Genomic DNA, 15,086 nt, shown 5'->3' on the forward strand with positions numbered 1-15,086 from the left:
TCGAAGCTAGCCCATAGGGTGGGCGCGCGGCGAAGCAAACCTGATACCTATCTATTCCACGAAGGGAATCCGAAATGTCCTATTTGAAACACAAGAAGTTCGCGGACGACAAAGGGCGCACAGAACAAGGGGAATTGGACATCGTGTGTTTCTCGTGGGACCGATCAGAAGCCGCAGCCACCCCGAAAGATGTCACAAATTACTATTCCGAGATTCAATCTCAGCTGAGTAGTAGCGACTGGGCCCAATTACCCGTCGAAATTAGCGTCGGTGCAGACCCCGACATTACGTATACGCTTTTCCTGCCCCTGCGAATTAGCCTGTCCGACTGGGTAGGCAGCACCGACAAGGCATATTGGCTGGACTTCCTTGTCTATATGGATAGTCAGTATTTCGGCGCTGAGGAGCACAACTATCGGGTTGACCTTGCCCTGCTTATCGAAGCGCGCCGTTCCCGCGTCTAGTCGCCGCTACTGAAGCGGAGCCATCGCGTGTCTTAAAGTGTGTGCAACCGACAACGCCGTGATCGCGGAGGTTTTGGGGTTCACGGGACTAGGAGCAGATTCGCTCACCAGAGAGAACGTACCGGCAGAGCCCGTTACCTCGATGTGATGGTGCGTATCAGCCAGATTCGGAGAAGCAATGAGCTCAACCGATACGCGCTCAAGTGAACGCGCAAGCAACTCGTCGTCGCTGGGGCCTCTGCCACGAGTTGCCCAAGCAAGAGCGACGGAAACATTGACGTTGCCGGGGAATTGTGCAATCGCGTCACTAGGCCTTCCACTGAAAAGTAGAAACGGTTCTGTTGCGTTTTCTAGTTGTGCGCGCTCATCATCATTCATCCAGCCTTGAATGAGGGCTTCGGCTTTCTTGGTCGTTCGAATCTTTACGGTGTCCACGGCATTCGACTCTGCAAGCGCTGCCCACAAATCAAATCCGCCGATCGCACCAGAGGTGACATGCACTTTCCCAGGTCCAGATAACAGTGCTTGGCGCGCATCAGGATCGGCCAAAGCACCTACCGAGGTCAATACCAAATCCTTGCCACGGGCAATCACTGCCGGTCCGTGTTCTTTCGCCGCCGCAACGCCCGCGCATTCAACCACGATATCGTGGGCATCGATGAGCTTCGGAAGATTGTCATCATAAAGGGATACTCCCAGGGTGCCGCGTTCTCGGTGCGGGGCAGCATCACGAACAAATGCACTGACTTCGAATTCCGATGGGTCAAAGAGTGACACCAATTGACGCCCGATTGCGCCAAACCCAAGGAGCAATACTCGTGGAGCTGAAGCAGACATGACAATCCTCCATTACCTTGCGATTTATACGTGACCCCACTCTATCCACTTAGCTCTTGCCACAGGATTCCTAGACACAAACATCGTTCCGCACATCGGGGTTCCGGGCGCTAGTCGAAAACGAAGAAACCCCACCAGCCAAAGTGGCCGGTGGGGCTTGGAAGTTGGTAGCGGGGGCCGGATTCGAACCGACGACCTCTGGGTTCTCACCCTCAAGTTCGAGCCACCTGCAGTTATTACCCTTTTACCTGCTGATTAGAGAGGTATAAGCATACTGGGCCTTACTGCGCCTTACCGCGGATTACCGACTCTTAAGTCTCGTTTTGAGTCCCACTTTCTTCACCGAGATTCAAGGCTCCCCGCATAGCGTCGACATCAGTCCAATCCGTGTAGTTGCGCGCGTTCACGTCGACGTCATGCCCGAAGTAGGCTGCACGCACCTGGGCGGGCACCCCTCGCGCGATGGCCCGGTTATTGAGCACCGTGCGCCAGTCATGGGATCTCATTAAAGCGATGTGGTCGTCCTGGACCTGCGCGCCGACATCTTTAAACAGAGCCGCTGACGCTTTCACGGCGTTGTCGGTGCGCCAGTGCGCCTGCTTGTCTCCTGGCGAAGGGATCAGTGGGTCGGTCGTTCCTAGTCCGTCGAGCCGGTTTAACCAAAACTTTTCGACACGCTTGTCCAGGAACGGGATAGAACGGCCTCTGTGCGTTTTGGATTGATCAGATGTAATGCTGATCGCGATTTGCCCATTAGCGACTTTTACAGATTGTCTCGTCGCCGCCAGCGCCTCTGAGATGCGAAGTCCCGTCCCCGCTTGTAGTAGTGCCAGCGCGACCACGTTGTCATGTTTTGCGATGGAGCTTGCTCGTCTGTCCGTACCCGGTGGTAACGGTCTGGCCGTATCGCGTGCAATGAGATGGTCTACAACGGCGTCGTATTGTGCGTTCGTCAGGGCGTGACCACCTTGCGGTTTATTGCCCTTCTTGACCTCGCCGAGGTCGATACTGATTCCGCGTAACGGGTTGTGGTCGATAACGCCCTCGCGGATGAGTTGATCCAGAATATACTTGCTCACGACAGTACGGGCCTGCCGTGCGGATTCCGACCCGTTTGCGGTGGCGATGGCCTGCAATGCGCGTTCGAGAGTTCGGAATTTCACAGCCTCGCCAATGGCATGTTTTCCAAGCTGTGCTTCGGCCTGTTTCAATGCGAGCTCATACCGGGCGCGCGTGTTCGGCCGCAGCCGTGCCGCCTGGATGGCCGGCTTAGAAACGTCGGTAATGAACGCCGAGAAGTTCTTACTCTTATCCCAATTGGTCGACGTCGAGTTGAGCTTGCTGTCCCGCTTCTCGACGGCAATTCGCCGGAATTCCCCCTTTGTCCTTGCCCGGATTGTCGGGCGGTAAGTCGTTCCCTCCCATAGTCGGACGGTGATTTTCGCTTCGTATGGACCACGCGGCGGTAAAGCATCAACGACGCGATCGATGGAATCTTCCCCAGGGCTTAGTTTCGTTCTGGCGGCACGTATTTGCTTGCCGCCTGTTTGTGAGGGCCGTCTTTGACGGTGGCGAGTACGCCTGAATCTGCCCCGCAGATTCAGGGGGCCGACACCGGAGAAGCGTGACCCTTACAAACAGACTGTGGCCCTGGCTGCATCAGCAGTCGGGGCCACCCTGCCACAGTAAGCACGATAAGTAGGAGGTGGATATGCGAGACAAGTTCTCGACATATTCGCGTACAACCGTGCGCCTCGATAAGGATTTAGACCGATTTGTCGAGGAGGTCGCACGGGTCGTAGGGGTGCAAAAGGCCGTCGTGTTCCGGGAAGCTCTCTATGTCCTCGCGGAGGAGGAGAGCGTGCTGACGCAAAAGCGTTTGGCCCCGGACACGCTGCGCCGCCTGGACGAGATGAACGACCAACTGCGGCGGATTGGCGTCAATCTAAACCAGTTGGCTCGCCGCGCGAATATCGACGGCGTGGCCCCCGTGTCTGAGGCTGTAGAAAGCATTGGCTCCGAGGTTTCTTCTCTTCGCAAAGAGGTGAAGGACTTTGTCCACAATCAAGATTAACTACAGCCAGAATATCCGCGCGGCAACGGTCTACGCCGTCTATGGAACGGCAGACAATGCCCGCAAGGGTGAGGTGCGAGCCGATGCTTTATGCACGGTTCAACCTAACGCTGAATCGTTTTCTCCGGAGGCTACGGCTGGCCGTTGGTCGGGTGTGGACTTCATGGAAGCCAGTGTGGAAGAAATGGAGCGATATGCTCCGGCTCAGCGCACTGACGAAGCAATTATTTATATCCAATCGTGGGCTAAAGACGAGCTGGATAAGGATAACCCGGCCGATGTAGCTCGGGCTAATGCGGCTGGCTCAGAGCTGGCGATGCGGCTGACGCAGGGCACGGGAGTTCCGTTTACCGTGGCTACGCACACCGACAGTAAAAGCGGCTGTGTCCACAACCATATCGTCTTTGCCAACCACGATACGCAGACAAAGAAGGCTGCACCTCGGGATATGCGCAACTGGTACAAGCTGCGCAATATCAACGACGAGCTGATGCGCGATTTGGGGATGCGTGTCCTGGAGCGAGAGCCGGAAATATCGCTGCTTCCTGCTGAGCGCAGGGCACGCAAGGAGGGCAAGTCCACAGACTCGACGGGCCTGGGCGTGGATGAGCTGACCGCAGCCACGTGGGCTGATTTTGCCCGCAAGCGCATGGATGAGCTGTGCGCGGATAAACAGGTGGCAGATGCTGACGACCCACTGGCGAAGGCAGTAGAGATTGCTGGCAAATACAACCTGTCTCTAAAAGTGCAGCCCAACTCAAAAACCGAGGGTGAGTCGCTAACCGTGGCCCTGGTCGACGACGACGGCGAGGATGCCTACTTCACGAACACCACGAAGGCCGGACGTACTCGAAAGCGTAAAGCAGCTAAAGCTGGCTCAAAATTGGGCCGCAGCTACTCGCTAGAGGGTGTGACCGAACGCGTTAACGAGGCCCAATCAGCCCTTCTTGCGCGGCAGCTTGCAGCACTTCAAGCCAATTCAACCGATGACGACCTGGAGGCGAAATACGGCTCCAGCCTTCTCGATGACGAGGAGGAAGAAAACTATAACAACCAGGAGGTATTCAATCATGGTGTCAGTGACCGAGATGACGAAGCTAGCCCAAGCAGCGGCGAAAGGCAAGATGGACAGCGTCTTGAAGGTTCTCAGCCCACGCCTGGACAAGGCGGAGAAGGCTATCAAGACGCTGCAGGAGAAACTGAAGAGTCTGCCGGAGAATACAGGGGACATTCTCAGTTCTCTGCCCAGCGACTTCTCGACGAGGTTGACGCAAGCGGAAAGCGAATTAAGGAAGGAACGTAAAAAGCAATCTCGCCGCAAACAAGAACTACGTGAGCAGCAGTCACTTCCAAGTAACGATGATGGAAGTGCAGCAGATGATCACCGGGCTGATAAGGAACATCGAGGATCTGCCCAACGGCCTGGAGGGGGTAAAAGGGTACCTAATCGAGATAAGCGAGCAGATGTCGCGTCTGACAAGGATGCAACAGCTGGTACTCAAAGCAGCCGAAAGCCCCATCCATCTCGACAAGGATTCCAGCCAAGCAGTAGCCCAGAGCCTGAACGCTCAGATGACTTCGAGCCTGACTTCTAGCCTGGAACCGCTGGTAGAAGTAGCTGTATCTGAGGCAATGTCGAAAGAGTCCGAAAGCCTGCACAAGGCAGCAGAAGCATCTAAGAAGGCTCGCAGCGCCCTGCTCCAGGAGAAGGAGTCCAACGAAAAGCTGCTGGAGAAGATACGTGCAGAGCGCAAAAAGTACAACGACGACATGGAAAAGTCGAACACGAACTTTATTAAGGCCTGCATGTCTGCCTCGTGGATTGCAGCCAGTGTTCTCTTCGTTGCTATCGCACTCGTTGCTGTCGGAGCCTTGGGGAACGGGCTGCTAAGTATGCTCGGCATACCCGACGGCGTGTCTGCCTTGTGGGGTCACGTCCAGGAGGCCAACGGCATCGGCCCAACACTGGGCTGGTTGGCGTTAACACTTATCGTCATAGGGGTTCTTATAGCGCTTATGACCTGGATGTTGTCCCAGGCTGCGCCGGGTATTGCTCACTTAGTCGAGGAATACCGTCGCAATCACCCGAGGAAAGAAACGAACCACTAACTAGAACACGTGCACCGTAAAAAGTAAAAATCCCCACAACACAGCGTAGCGGTTAACCGCTACGCTTCTTTTATGCTCTTCCTATGCCCCAACTTTGCAACAGCACCAATAAACTGGCGCCCCGGTTATAAGTTGGGGCGCCAAGTCGATGTGCTCGAGTCGGGGGATGTTAGTGGCCGGTGCCAAGCCGGCCAGACAGGCGGTTCAGCCGGTCCTGACTGGGACCGTCGAGCCCGATAATGGACACGGTTTTGCCTCTGTCCTGGAACTTCTGCGTAATCGCGTCAAAGGTCGCGACCGTGGAGGCATCCCAGATCTCCGCCTCAGTGAGATCAATAGTGATATGACGGGCAGAATCGGTGTAATCAAAGCGATAAACCAGGTCATTGCTTGATGCCCAAAACAACTGGCCATGCACCCGGTAGGTACGAGTATCAATCTCGCCATCGCCGTCGCCGTCGATCTCGGAGACCTTTTCAATGGAAGCGATATGTGCCATCCGACGGGCGAACATGATCATCGCGGTGACCACACCCAACACCACACCAATGGCCAGGTTGCTGGTGGCTAGGGTGGCAATAATCGTCACGGCCATAACAATGGTCTCAGAGACCGGCATGAGTTTAAGGGTGCGTGGATGCACCGAGTGCCAGTCGATGGTGCCGACCGAGACCATGATCATGATTGCCACCAGCGCAGCCATCGGGATCATGCCAACGATGTCGCCCAGTGCCAGGACCAGGACCAGCAGGAACACACCGGCTAACAGGGTGGATAGGCGGGTACGTGCCCCGGATTCGCGGACGTTGATCATGGTTTGACCGATCATCGCGCAGCCACCCATGCCGCCGAAGAAACCGGAGGCAATATTAGCCACCCCCTGTCCCCAGGATTCACGAGTTTTATCGGAATGAGTGTCGGTGATGTCATCGACGAGCTTGGCGGTCATCAACGATTCCATGAGACCGACCACGGCCATGGCCAGGGCATAAGGCGTGATGATCTGCAGGGTCTCCAACGTCCACGGCACGTTCGGAATAAACAGGGACGGTAAGGTCTCCGGCATCTTGCCCATGTCCGAGACCGTCGGGACAGTCAAACCGGCGGCAATGACCAAACCGGTGAGCACGATAATCGTGACCAGCGGGGCGGGGATCACACTGGTGAGCTTGGGGAAGAAAATCATGATCACCACACCCAAGCCGACGAGTGGGTAGACTATCCAAGGCACATCAATGAGGTGTTCGAGTTGGGCGGTGAAAATCATAATGCCCAGTGCATTGACGAAACCCAGCATCACCGATCGGGGGATAAAACGCTGAAGTTTCGCCACACCGAGGGCGCCGAGCACGATTTGTAGGACACCGCCCAACAGGACGGTGGCGATGAAATAATCCATCCCGTAACCACGCGCCACAGGAGCAATGACTAGGGCAATAGCCCCGGTGGCGCCGGTGATCATTGCCGGGCGGCCACCGGTAAAGGCGATCGCAATGGCCATGACTACCGAGGAAAACAGACCCATGGCTGGGTCAACACCGGCAAGGATGGAAAAGGCAATGGCCTCAGGGATCAGCGCCAGGGATACCGCCAGTCCGGCCAGAATCTCTATACGGATACGGGCGGGGGAAGAAAATGCGTAACGGAAGGATGCGATGATCCCGGTAGGGGCATCAGCGCCGTCTGGACTCAGGAGGGGGCGGGGGGCCGCCGTGCTAGTTTCAGTCATAGATGTCCAATCTTTGAGGGGATAGGTAACTGGGCGAACGCCCGAAAGGAATCCAACCCTCTAGTAACTTTAGGTTTGGTGATGGTGGTCATGGTAGCGGGAGTTTTACTCAACCGCCAACCCAGGCACAGGAACCCGTGGGCAACATCACCGTGAAGGAGAACAGGCAATGCAAAACAGTAATTTCAAGATCGGCGAGGTCGTTGACCAGACGGGGTTGTCGATTCCCACCTTGCGTTATTATGACAACGTCGGCCTGATTACCCCATCGGGGCGTAGCCCTGGTGGGTTCAGGCTTTATAGTGAGGCTGATGTACGTCGTGTTTTGCTGGTGCGACGGATGAAACCGCTGGGGTTTACTCTGGATCAGATGCGGGAATTCCTGGAAGCTGCGGAGATTCTTCATAGTTCAGATGGCGGGCAGGAAAGTGATACCGCACAGCAGGCACGGAGTAATGCCAAGGCCACCCTTGCCGACATTCGTGAGGAGACGCGCACCCGCTACGAAAAGCTACGCAAGCAAATTGCCTACGCTGAGGAATTCCTCGATCTGGTCAACACCCTGGCACCCTAAACTGCCCCCATCCTTCGCAGGGAGAAAAAGACCATCGTATTGAATGCGCTCTGTCGAATCGCGTTCCAGATGAAGTGGACGAACGTCCGCGGCCTCTCCGGAGTGGATGGCGATAGTACAGAGGACTTCTGAAATCCGTGCAGACGACTCCTCAAAACGACACAGTCATCCAAGGTCACAAAATCGAAAATTGTCACTTAACCCCATCACTTCCAAACCGGCTTAAGTGACAAAATGCCATCGCTAAAGTCCCGATTTGAGTCCCAGGACGTGCGCCTTAAGAGAAATAACTAAAGCCCCTACCAGTGTTTCTCCTGGTAGGGGCTTGGAAGTTGGTAGCGGGGGCAGGATTCGAACCTACGACCTCTGGGTTATGAGCCCAGCGAGCTACCGAGCTGCTCCACCCCGCGTCGAGATGTACTTCCAAACATCAAGCGCTCTGCACACTGTCCCGTGTGCTGGCGACGGATGTAACTATACAGACACCTTGGCGCCTACCCAAATCCCCTGGGCAGGCGCCATTTCATAGGTGAGGCGCCGAGTTTTTCGCCGGCGCCTATCCGGACTTACTGAGACTGCAGGGAGCGGTAGTCCTCCACTGCCTTATCGAGCTCGTCCAGGGCCTTGCCATACTCCTCAAAGGAGCCGTTCTTGGCCTTGTCTACACCATCGAGAGCCTTGTTGATGGCGTCGATAGCCTCGCCCTCGTCAGATGCCTTCGGAGCGGAGGCCGGTGCGGAAGACTCAGAGTCCTTCTCTTTGTCCTTCTTATCGGCGGCATTGGCCTCCTCGTCATCCTTCTCCGTCTGCTTACCGGAGTCACCCTCAATTTCGGTGATGTCCTGGGCGGCCTTCGGGTCGATGCCGACCTGCTCTAGGGCCTCACCAATCGTCGGCGCATAGCCCACCCGCCCCTTGTAGGACACCAGCACGCGCAGCAGCTTCGGGAACGCAGACTCCTGGCCCTTGCGCTGCGAGTAGATCGGCTCCAAGTAGAGGATCTCTCCCCCACCCACTGGCAGGGCCAGCAGGTTACCGTTCTTCAGGTCATTCGAGCCCTGCCACAGTGTGCGGTCACGAGCCACCTGATCAGAAGACATCATGGCGTCCTGCGCCTGCTTAGGGCCTTGGGTCTGGGTATTCGTCGGCAGCACGCGCACGGTGATATCACCGTAGGTATCCGGGTCGGAAGACACCGCCATGTGCGCAGAGAGGAACTGACGGTTCAGACCGCGGTAGGAGGTGATGAGCTGGAAGCTCGGCTTGTTGGTCTCCGGGTCGGAAGCCAGGACGTAGTACGGCGGCTGGTTCAGGCCCTGAGACTCACCAGCGGTCGGATCCTCCGGCACGGACCAGAAGGCGTCGTTGTTGAAGAAGACGCCCGGGTCATCCACGTGGTACTTGGCCAGCAGGTTGCGCTGCACCTTGAACATGTCCTCCGGGTAGCGCAGGTGCTGACGCAGCTCCTCGGAGATCTCTGACTCGGGCTTGACGACGCCCGGGAACACACCCTCCCATGCCTTGAGCACGGGGTCTTCGGTGTCAAACTCGTAGAGATCGACGGTGCCATCGTAGGCGTCGACAGTCGCCTTGACCGAGTTACGGATATAGCCCACCTGGTCATTGACCAAGCGCTGCGTCGTGCCCGTCGGGTTCTGCGCGTCCTGGGTGGTCTCCGTCAGGGAGGTGCGCTGCGAATACGGCAGGGAATCCAGGGTGGTGTAGCCGTCAACGATCCACTTGATGCGGCCATCGATAACCGCCGGGTAGGTGGAGGAATCCGTCGTCAGCCAGGGAGCAACCTTCTCCACGCGCTCGCGCGGGTCACGGTCATAGAGCAGCTTGGACTCCGGCCCCACGCGGTCCGACAGCAGGAAGTTGAGTTCCTGGTACTTCAGCGCAAAGGCAGTGCGGTCAACAATGTTGCCGATGTCGACGCCACCCTTGCCGTCATAGGTGTAGGTGGAGGTATCGGTGTCGTATTCGACGGACTCATCACCCGTCTTGCCCACGATGGCGTAGTCCATCCCATCCTGGGCGCTGGCGATAACCGGGCCGAAATAGGTGCGCGGCTGGTCCACCTTGATGCCGAGGGACTCTTCAGCGTTCTTAGTCTCACCCTCGCCCTCGGCGTCCTTGCCCGCCTGGGTCTGCAGGTCCGCCACCGTGAAGATGGGGAAACCACCACGGGCCGAACCGGCATCACGAGCTACCTCATCGACTGTGTTGGCCTGCGCCGCAATGAAACCATTGCCGTGGGTATACACGGTGTGGCGGTTAATCCAGTTCTGCTGGTTCTCCTGCAGCTCGTTCGGGTCCAGCTCGCGGGCTGCGACCACGAAGTCACGGAGTTCGCCATCGATTTCATAGCGATCCATCGCCAGCGTCTCTGGGAAGCCGTAGAAGTTCTTCAGCTGCTGCATCTGAGTAAACGTCGGCGCCAGAATGTCCGGGTCCAGCAGGCGCAGGTTGGAGATGGTGGAGTCATCCGAGGCAACCTTGTCATCGCTGACGTCCTCCGCGCCCCAGTTCTCCTCGTAGGTCACCTTGTCGTCTGTGAGGCCATAGGCAAAGCGAGTGGACTCGATGTTGCGGGAGATCGACTCCGCCTCTTTAGCCTGGCGGTTCGGGTTCACGGAGAAGCGTTCCATGATGAGCGGCCAGCCTTGGCCAATGACCAAGGAGGACAGCACCATGAGCACCACAGCAAGGCCGGGGATGCGCAGGTCCTTAATGACCACTGCAGAAAAGATCGCCACGGCCACGAACACGCCGATGATCATGAGGATGATCTTTGCCGGCAGGTAAGCATTGATGTCCGTGTAGGAACCACCCGTAAACAGCGAGTGCTGGTTGTACAGCAACTCGTAGCGCCCCAGCCAGTAGCCAGCCACCTGGAGCAGCATCCAAATGCCACCGGTGACGGCGAGCTGCGTGCGCGCTGCTTTCGACAGCGAACCACGCACGCCGGCGGCGCGATTGCCCAAGCGAATGCCGCCAAGAATGTAGTGCCCCACGAGTGCGATGAGGAAGCACACTGCGACCAGCATGGAAGCAGCGCTGACCAGCATTGACCACACCGGCAAACGGAAGGCGTAGAAGCCAAGGTCGTGGTTGAACTGCGGGTCGGCCACCCCAAAGTCATGAGAATTGAGGAAGAGCATGACGGTCCGCCAGTTGGCTTGCCCCAACAGGCCGGAAACGACGCCGACAAGCACCGGGATGACCTTGAGGAAGACACTCATCGTGCTCTCAATGGACTTGCGGTACTGATAAACGGGGGAATTGAAGTCCGCCATGTCCATCGAGTCACCGCGCCCCCGCCACACAATCAGGCCCGCAACGTACGTAACAGCCGCTGCTACGAGGCCGAAGAGGATGAAGAGGACGATGCGCGTCACCAGGGTCTTGGTGAAGACCCCACGGTACTCAATCGCGCCGAACCACTTCCAATCCGTGTAGAAGCCCACCAACATGGGGCCAATGAACAAGAGGACCGCGATGATGGCGACAACCCACGAGAGAAATTTGGGCGGACGTTTCATCGGGGCGGCGGGTCGGTTGAGTCCGGAAGCCAACTCCAGCTCCAATCAAGTGTCGTGCGAATATAGAGGTATCAAGCTTCTAGTCTAGAGAAGCACTATGACCGTCAACGAACAAGGACGCTTATGAGTTCCCAACCTTCCTCCCAGCCCGCTGTACACCGCGCGCTCAACAAGGCGATGCGCGAGGCCGTGGATTTCATCCACGCCGAAGGCTGGGATGCGCCTCCTACCCTTTTTGCTCTCGTCCCTACTGAGCTGGTGGCCGCCCAGCTTGGGGACGTCGATGACTCCTCTCCCCTCACCCTCGTGGTGCAAGAGTTGCCGGAAGGCATCGAACCGGGATCGGAGCACCTCGCGGACTACGTCTCGCGGCTAGCATGGCCGCGGGAGATCGCCGGCGTCATCCTGGCCCAGGAGATCATGTTTAAGGACACCTCAGACGCCGCGCTTGGCGACGCCCGCCCCGCCCGCCTCTTCTCCGGAGTCCTGCGGGCTACCGCCCTGGACGGAAGCTCCACAGCCGATGCAGAGAGTGTCGACAACGATGGCGCGGAGCTCACCCTGCTGCAATTGCGTCCGACCGAGGAGGAACTAGCGGAGGCCGGCCCCTTCGCAGAAGACGATATCCAATTGCGTGGCGGACCGAATGTGGCACCGGGGGTCATCGCTGCGCTGCGCTACGGGTTGGAGCAAGATCCGGAGGAAATGCTCTAATCGACTAAACTCAGACTGCAGTGGCCATTAACGCTCAGCTCTCGGGGCTGGGCACGCAATTAATAGAGGAGTCTCTCGTGCGCTTGACATCCCGCTTCACCGCCGCAGCTTCGGCCGTGCTTGCCACCGGCTGCCTGCTCTCCGCATGTGGGAAGGACGATGCCCCCTCCCCTGACCCAGCGCCTGCGAGCGAAGCAACCACCGTCGCCGCGGAGAAGACCAGCGCGCCGGCCCCAGCCACGTCCGCCGAGGAATCCGAGACGACCTCTCCTGCCGCCTCTGAGTCTGAGACCAGCTCAGACGCGAAGGATGAATCCTCAGCCCGCAGCTCCGCCGACCGCAAAGACAAAGACAAGGACGCCAGCGAGTCCGCGGAGCCCAGCGGGGCGTTTAATGCTTCCGTGGAGCAAGCTTATGAGATCTTCGGCGGGCTCGTACCGGAGGGGATCTTCGCGCAATTCGACCGCTGCGATCCCAATGGCGTGACGGATTCTTTCAACTGCTCTGGCTCGGAGGTAGGCCAGTTCCAGTTCTTCAAGTCCAAGACCAAGGCTTCCCAAACCACCCAGGTGCTCACCGAGCTGCGCAGCTCCCGCGTCATCGAGGACAGCGGCAACCGCGTCGTGGGCTGGTCCATGCTGGGCAACACGGCCATCCTCACCGTCGTTGACAACGATGAGGGCCTTATCATGCAGCAGATGATCTCCACGGACCAGGACGATCCGGAAGAGCGCCTTACAGAGCTGGGCTTGGTCTAGGCTCACACTTTTCGTGCCGCCCCGGTGAGGTTAGGTGCGGCCTAGCCTTCGCAGGTCTCGACGGGCTTGCCCGCCCATTGATGTCACCGCAGGGCCGGGGGCTCGACAAGAAGCACTCGAAACTGCCCTACCTGCCAAAGGTTCCGAACTTGCCTAAAGGCGTTTTAGCACGCGATCAATGACTGTACTCACTGGTACAACAACGAACGGTTCCAAAAGCGACTCCAGGGCCTAACTCCGAAGCAATACCGGAATCAGACTCTTGAGCCTCCAACTGCCTCGCCTTAAACCAGTCCAACTTTCGGGGCAAGTCCAGAAGTCACTCTGCTTAATTAGAGCTGAACCGACATGTAAACGTCGTATAGCTTTTGTGACCACTCCTCATAGGTCTGGTACTGACCATCCTTGCCCTTGGCGGTATACATATATTTCGCCATCTCGGAGACTCCCTCGTTCGAGAGCTCTGCACATTCGGTCATAGAGAGGTTAGGGCATTCATTTTGAAGCCGAGCAGAATACTCGTCGTAGATGGCTTGGTAACCATGAGTGGAACCTTCCTGAGAACCGTCTTCAGCGGCGGGAGCCTCGGCGGGGGTTTCTTCTTCTACAGGTGATTCATCGATGGGGTCTTCTTCGGCAGTTGCAACAGGGGCGTTTGCAAAGTACAGGGTCACTGTTTCATCAGAAAACCATGCCTCCGCCACTTTGCGTTCGCTGTCGGAACAATCAGACGATTCTTGGTCGTTCTCCGTCCCTTGCACTGCATCCACTCTCCAGCCTGCTTCTCGAACCTTTTCACAAGCTGCAGAAATGGTAAGTCCATTAACGTCAACTTCCTGGAGCTTTTCCTCCGATGAACATGACGCAAGGGTAGCAACAAGAGCAATTGCCGAAATGCCTGTGGCAATCTTTTTAATCATTATTAAAGAATCCTTAAATTCGAGAGAGGGTTAATTGCGTACCTTCGAATTCGATGAGACGCGTTCTTGAATGAAAGAGCGTGTGCTTCTAGAAGAAACCGCTGAAATATTAATATAGCTGCCAATGCCTTAGGAATCCCATTATTGACCCCTGTAATGTCTGAAGCGTCTTGGGTTTAGTTCGACTTCATTGAGCGGCGCTACGGATCTTGGGTGTGAACGAGTTCCACTCTGGGCGGCGAGTTTGGGCAGTGCTAGTCCTACGTACTTAGCCTTCGCAGGTCTCGACGGGGCTTCCCTCGGCAAAGTCGTGCATGGCTTCGATGGCATCATCCAGTGTATGAACTTTGGCCACCACCATGTCGCCGCTGCCACGGCTGACCGCCTCCGCGCAATTATCTGCAGGTGCGAGGAAGAGCTCCGCACCCGCTTCCTGCGCTGCGTGAACCTTGTGGACGATGCCACCGATGGGGCCGACCTCGCCGTCCTCACCTATAGTGCCGGTGCCGGCGACAAACCGGCCGCCGGTGAGATCTTCGCTAGAGAGCTTGTCAATCACCGCCAAGGTAAACATCATGCCGGCCGAGGGGCCGCCGACGTCCTGCAGGTTGTAATCCACCGTGATGTCCTCGGTGGGAACCGAGGTCATAAGGATGCCTAGCAGGGCCACGTCCTCCTGCTCGGGGTGGGAGCCGAGGGTGACCCCGACAGTTTTTTCCTTGCCCTTGCGAACAATGCCTAGCTCCACCTCATCGCCAGGCTGAAGAGCACGAATCTTCTCTTGCACTTGGCCAGGCTCCGTGACCTTGTCACCGTTGACGGTGGTGATAATGTCGGCGTCGTCAAGCGCGCCTGCTGCGGGGCCGTCATCGAGTACTTGTGCCACCTCGATTCTCACCGGTTTGTCCAGATAGTCCATGGCGGCGACCGTGGCCGCCGACTCAGACTGGGTAAAGGCCTGTTGATTGGCCTCCTGGACCTCCTTATCTGTCTTGCCCTGCGGGATAACATTCTCGATGGGGACGATGGTGTCATCCGTCAACAACCACCGCCCCAGGGCCTGGGCCAGCGTCATGTTGGTGCGCACGGAGACCGTCGTCATGTTGAGCTGCCCCTCCGGCTGGAACGTGTCCGGAGCTTCGACGTTGACGACGGGTTCCCCATCCACCTCGCCCAGGGTATCCACGGTAGGACCTGGCCCCTCGGCGGCATAAGGCACCGACAAGGTGATATCGGTGCCGGGAATGTGGTCGATGCTGAGCAGGGCTCCCGTCAGCACCACCGGGATGGCTCCCCACGTCAAAGTGGACAAGCGGCGGGTTCGGGGGTTCTGCGGAGTTTTCACGGAGGATCAGCCTACAG

13 protein-coding genes, 1 tRNA gene and 1 pseudogene are annotated in these 15,086 nt (G+C 57.5%); 8 read left to right on the forward strand and 7 right to left on the reverse strand.

Annotated features, from left to right (window positions below):
* Positions 1 to 74 precede the first annotated feature (74 nt).
* The gene (locus HMPREF2943_RS06615; protein WP_070711144.1) at positions 75 to 464 is read left to right on the forward strand and encodes a hypothetical protein; all 390 of its coding nucleotides are present in this window, start codon (positions 75 to 77) and stop codon (positions 462 to 464) included.
* Positions 465 to 470: 6 nt separating this feature from the next.
* Here the strand turns inward: HMPREF2943_RS06615 and HMPREF2943_RS06620 are convergent, their stop codons facing one another.
* Entirely contained in the window at positions 471 to 1,301 is an 831-nt protein-coding gene (locus HMPREF2943_RS06620) for an aspartate dehydrogenase domain-containing protein (RefSeq protein ID WP_070711145.1), read from the reverse strand.
* 311 nt (positions 1,302 to 1,612) lie between these two features.
* Entirely contained in the window at positions 1,613 to 2,512 is a 900-nt protein-coding gene (locus HMPREF2943_RS12650) for a tyrosine-type recombinase/integrase (protein ID WP_246817285.1), read from the reverse strand.
* 500 nt (positions 2,513 to 3,012) lie between these two features.
* On the opposite strand from HMPREF2943_RS12650, the gene HMPREF2943_RS06630 reads away from it, so the two are divergent.
* Genes HMPREF2943_RS06630 through HMPREF2943_RS12655 form a run of 3 tightly spaced genes read left to right on the forward strand, consistent with a single transcriptional unit; the run spans position 3,013 to position 5,484 of the window.
* The gene (locus tag HMPREF2943_RS06630; protein ID WP_005293765.1) at positions 3,013 to 3,375 is read left to right on the forward strand and encodes a MobC family plasmid mobilization relaxosome protein; all 363 of its coding nucleotides are present in this window, start codon (positions 3,013 to 3,015) and stop codon (positions 3,373 to 3,375) included.
* Positions 3,356 to 4,678: a relaxase/mobilization nuclease domain-containing protein gene (locus tag HMPREF2943_RS06635; RefSeq protein ID WP_246817286.1), complete on the forward strand. Its 1,323-nt coding sequence runs from the start codon at positions 3,356 to 3,358 to the stop codon at positions 4,676 to 4,678. The genes HMPREF2943_RS06630 and HMPREF2943_RS06635 overlap by 20 nt, the downstream gene beginning before the upstream one ends.
* A 56-nt stretch (positions 4,679 to 4,734) precedes the next feature.
* Positions 4,735 to 5,484, forward strand: a complete 750-nt coding sequence (locus HMPREF2943_RS12655; RefSeq protein ID WP_246815416.1) for a hypothetical protein — start codon at positions 4,735 to 4,737, stop codon at positions 5,482 to 5,484.
* Positions 5,485 to 5,653: 169 nt separating this feature from the next.
* On the opposite strand, the gene HMPREF2943_RS06645 is transcribed toward HMPREF2943_RS12655, so the two are convergent.
* Positions 5,654 to 7,213, reverse strand: coding sequence for a SulP family inorganic anion transporter (locus HMPREF2943_RS06645; RefSeq protein ID WP_070711146.1), 1,560 nt, complete (start codon positions 7,211 to 7,213; stop codon positions 5,654 to 5,656).
* A gap of 169 nt (positions 7,214 to 7,382) precedes the next feature.
* On the opposite strand from HMPREF2943_RS06645, the gene HMPREF2943_RS06650 reads away from it, so the two are divergent.
* A complete protein-coding gene (locus tag HMPREF2943_RS06650) occupies positions 7,383 to 7,787 on the forward strand; it encodes a MerR family transcriptional regulator (protein ID WP_034664654.1) in 405 nt (134 codons plus the stop codon).
* 333 nt (positions 7,788 to 8,120) lie between these two features.
* Here the strand turns inward: HMPREF2943_RS06650 and HMPREF2943_RS06655 are convergent.
* Positions 8,121 to 8,197: transfer RNA gene (locus HMPREF2943_RS06655), tRNA-Met, on the reverse strand.
* Between the two features lie 156 nt (positions 8,198 to 8,353).
* Complete coding sequence (locus HMPREF2943_RS06660) at positions 8,354 to 11,332, reverse strand: UPF0182 family protein (protein ID WP_070711182.1); 2,979 nt, start codon at positions 11,330 to 11,332, stop codon at positions 8,354 to 8,356.
* Positions 11,333 to 11,455: 123 nt separating this feature from the next.
* On the opposite strand from HMPREF2943_RS06660, the gene HMPREF2943_RS06665 reads away from it, so the two are divergent.
* The 3 genes and pseudogenes from HMPREF2943_RS06665 to HMPREF2943_RS12195 form a co-directional block, all read left to right on the forward strand.
* Complete coding sequence (locus HMPREF2943_RS06665; protein WP_070446104.1) at positions 11,456 to 12,046, forward strand: PPA1309 family protein; 591 nt, start codon at positions 11,456 to 11,458, stop codon at positions 12,044 to 12,046.
* Positions 12,047 to 12,066: 20 nt separating this feature from the next.
* The gene (locus tag HMPREF2943_RS06670; RefSeq protein WP_371325761.1) at positions 12,067 to 12,804 is read left to right on the forward strand and encodes a beta-N-acetylglucosaminidase; all 738 of its coding nucleotides are present in this window, start codon (positions 12,067 to 12,069) and stop codon (positions 12,802 to 12,804) included.
* Between the two features lie 168 nt (positions 12,805 to 12,972).
* Positions 12,973 to 13,092, forward strand: a pseudogene (locus HMPREF2943_RS12195) (IS3 family transposase); the annotation flags it as partial.
* A 44-nt stretch (positions 13,093 to 13,136) separates the two neighbouring features.
* Here the strand turns inward: HMPREF2943_RS12195 and HMPREF2943_RS06675 are convergent.
* The gene (locus HMPREF2943_RS06675) at positions 13,137 to 13,724 is read right to left on the reverse strand and encodes a hypothetical protein (protein ID WP_070711148.1); all 588 of its coding nucleotides are present in this window, start codon (positions 13,722 to 13,724) and stop codon (positions 13,137 to 13,139) included.
* Between the two features lie 268 nt (positions 13,725 to 13,992).
* Positions 13,993 to 15,069: a YlbL family protein gene (locus HMPREF2943_RS06680; RefSeq protein WP_070711149.1), complete on the reverse strand. Its 1,077-nt coding sequence runs from the start codon at positions 15,067 to 15,069 to the stop codon at positions 13,993 to 13,995.
* Positions 15,070 to 15,086 lie beyond the last annotated feature (17 nt).

The organism is Corynebacterium sp. HMSC072D12 (genome assembly GCF_001813925.1).
GTDB classification, from domain to species: domain Bacteria; phylum Actinomycetota; class Actinomycetes; order Mycobacteriales; family Mycobacteriaceae; genus Corynebacterium; species Corynebacterium aurimucosum.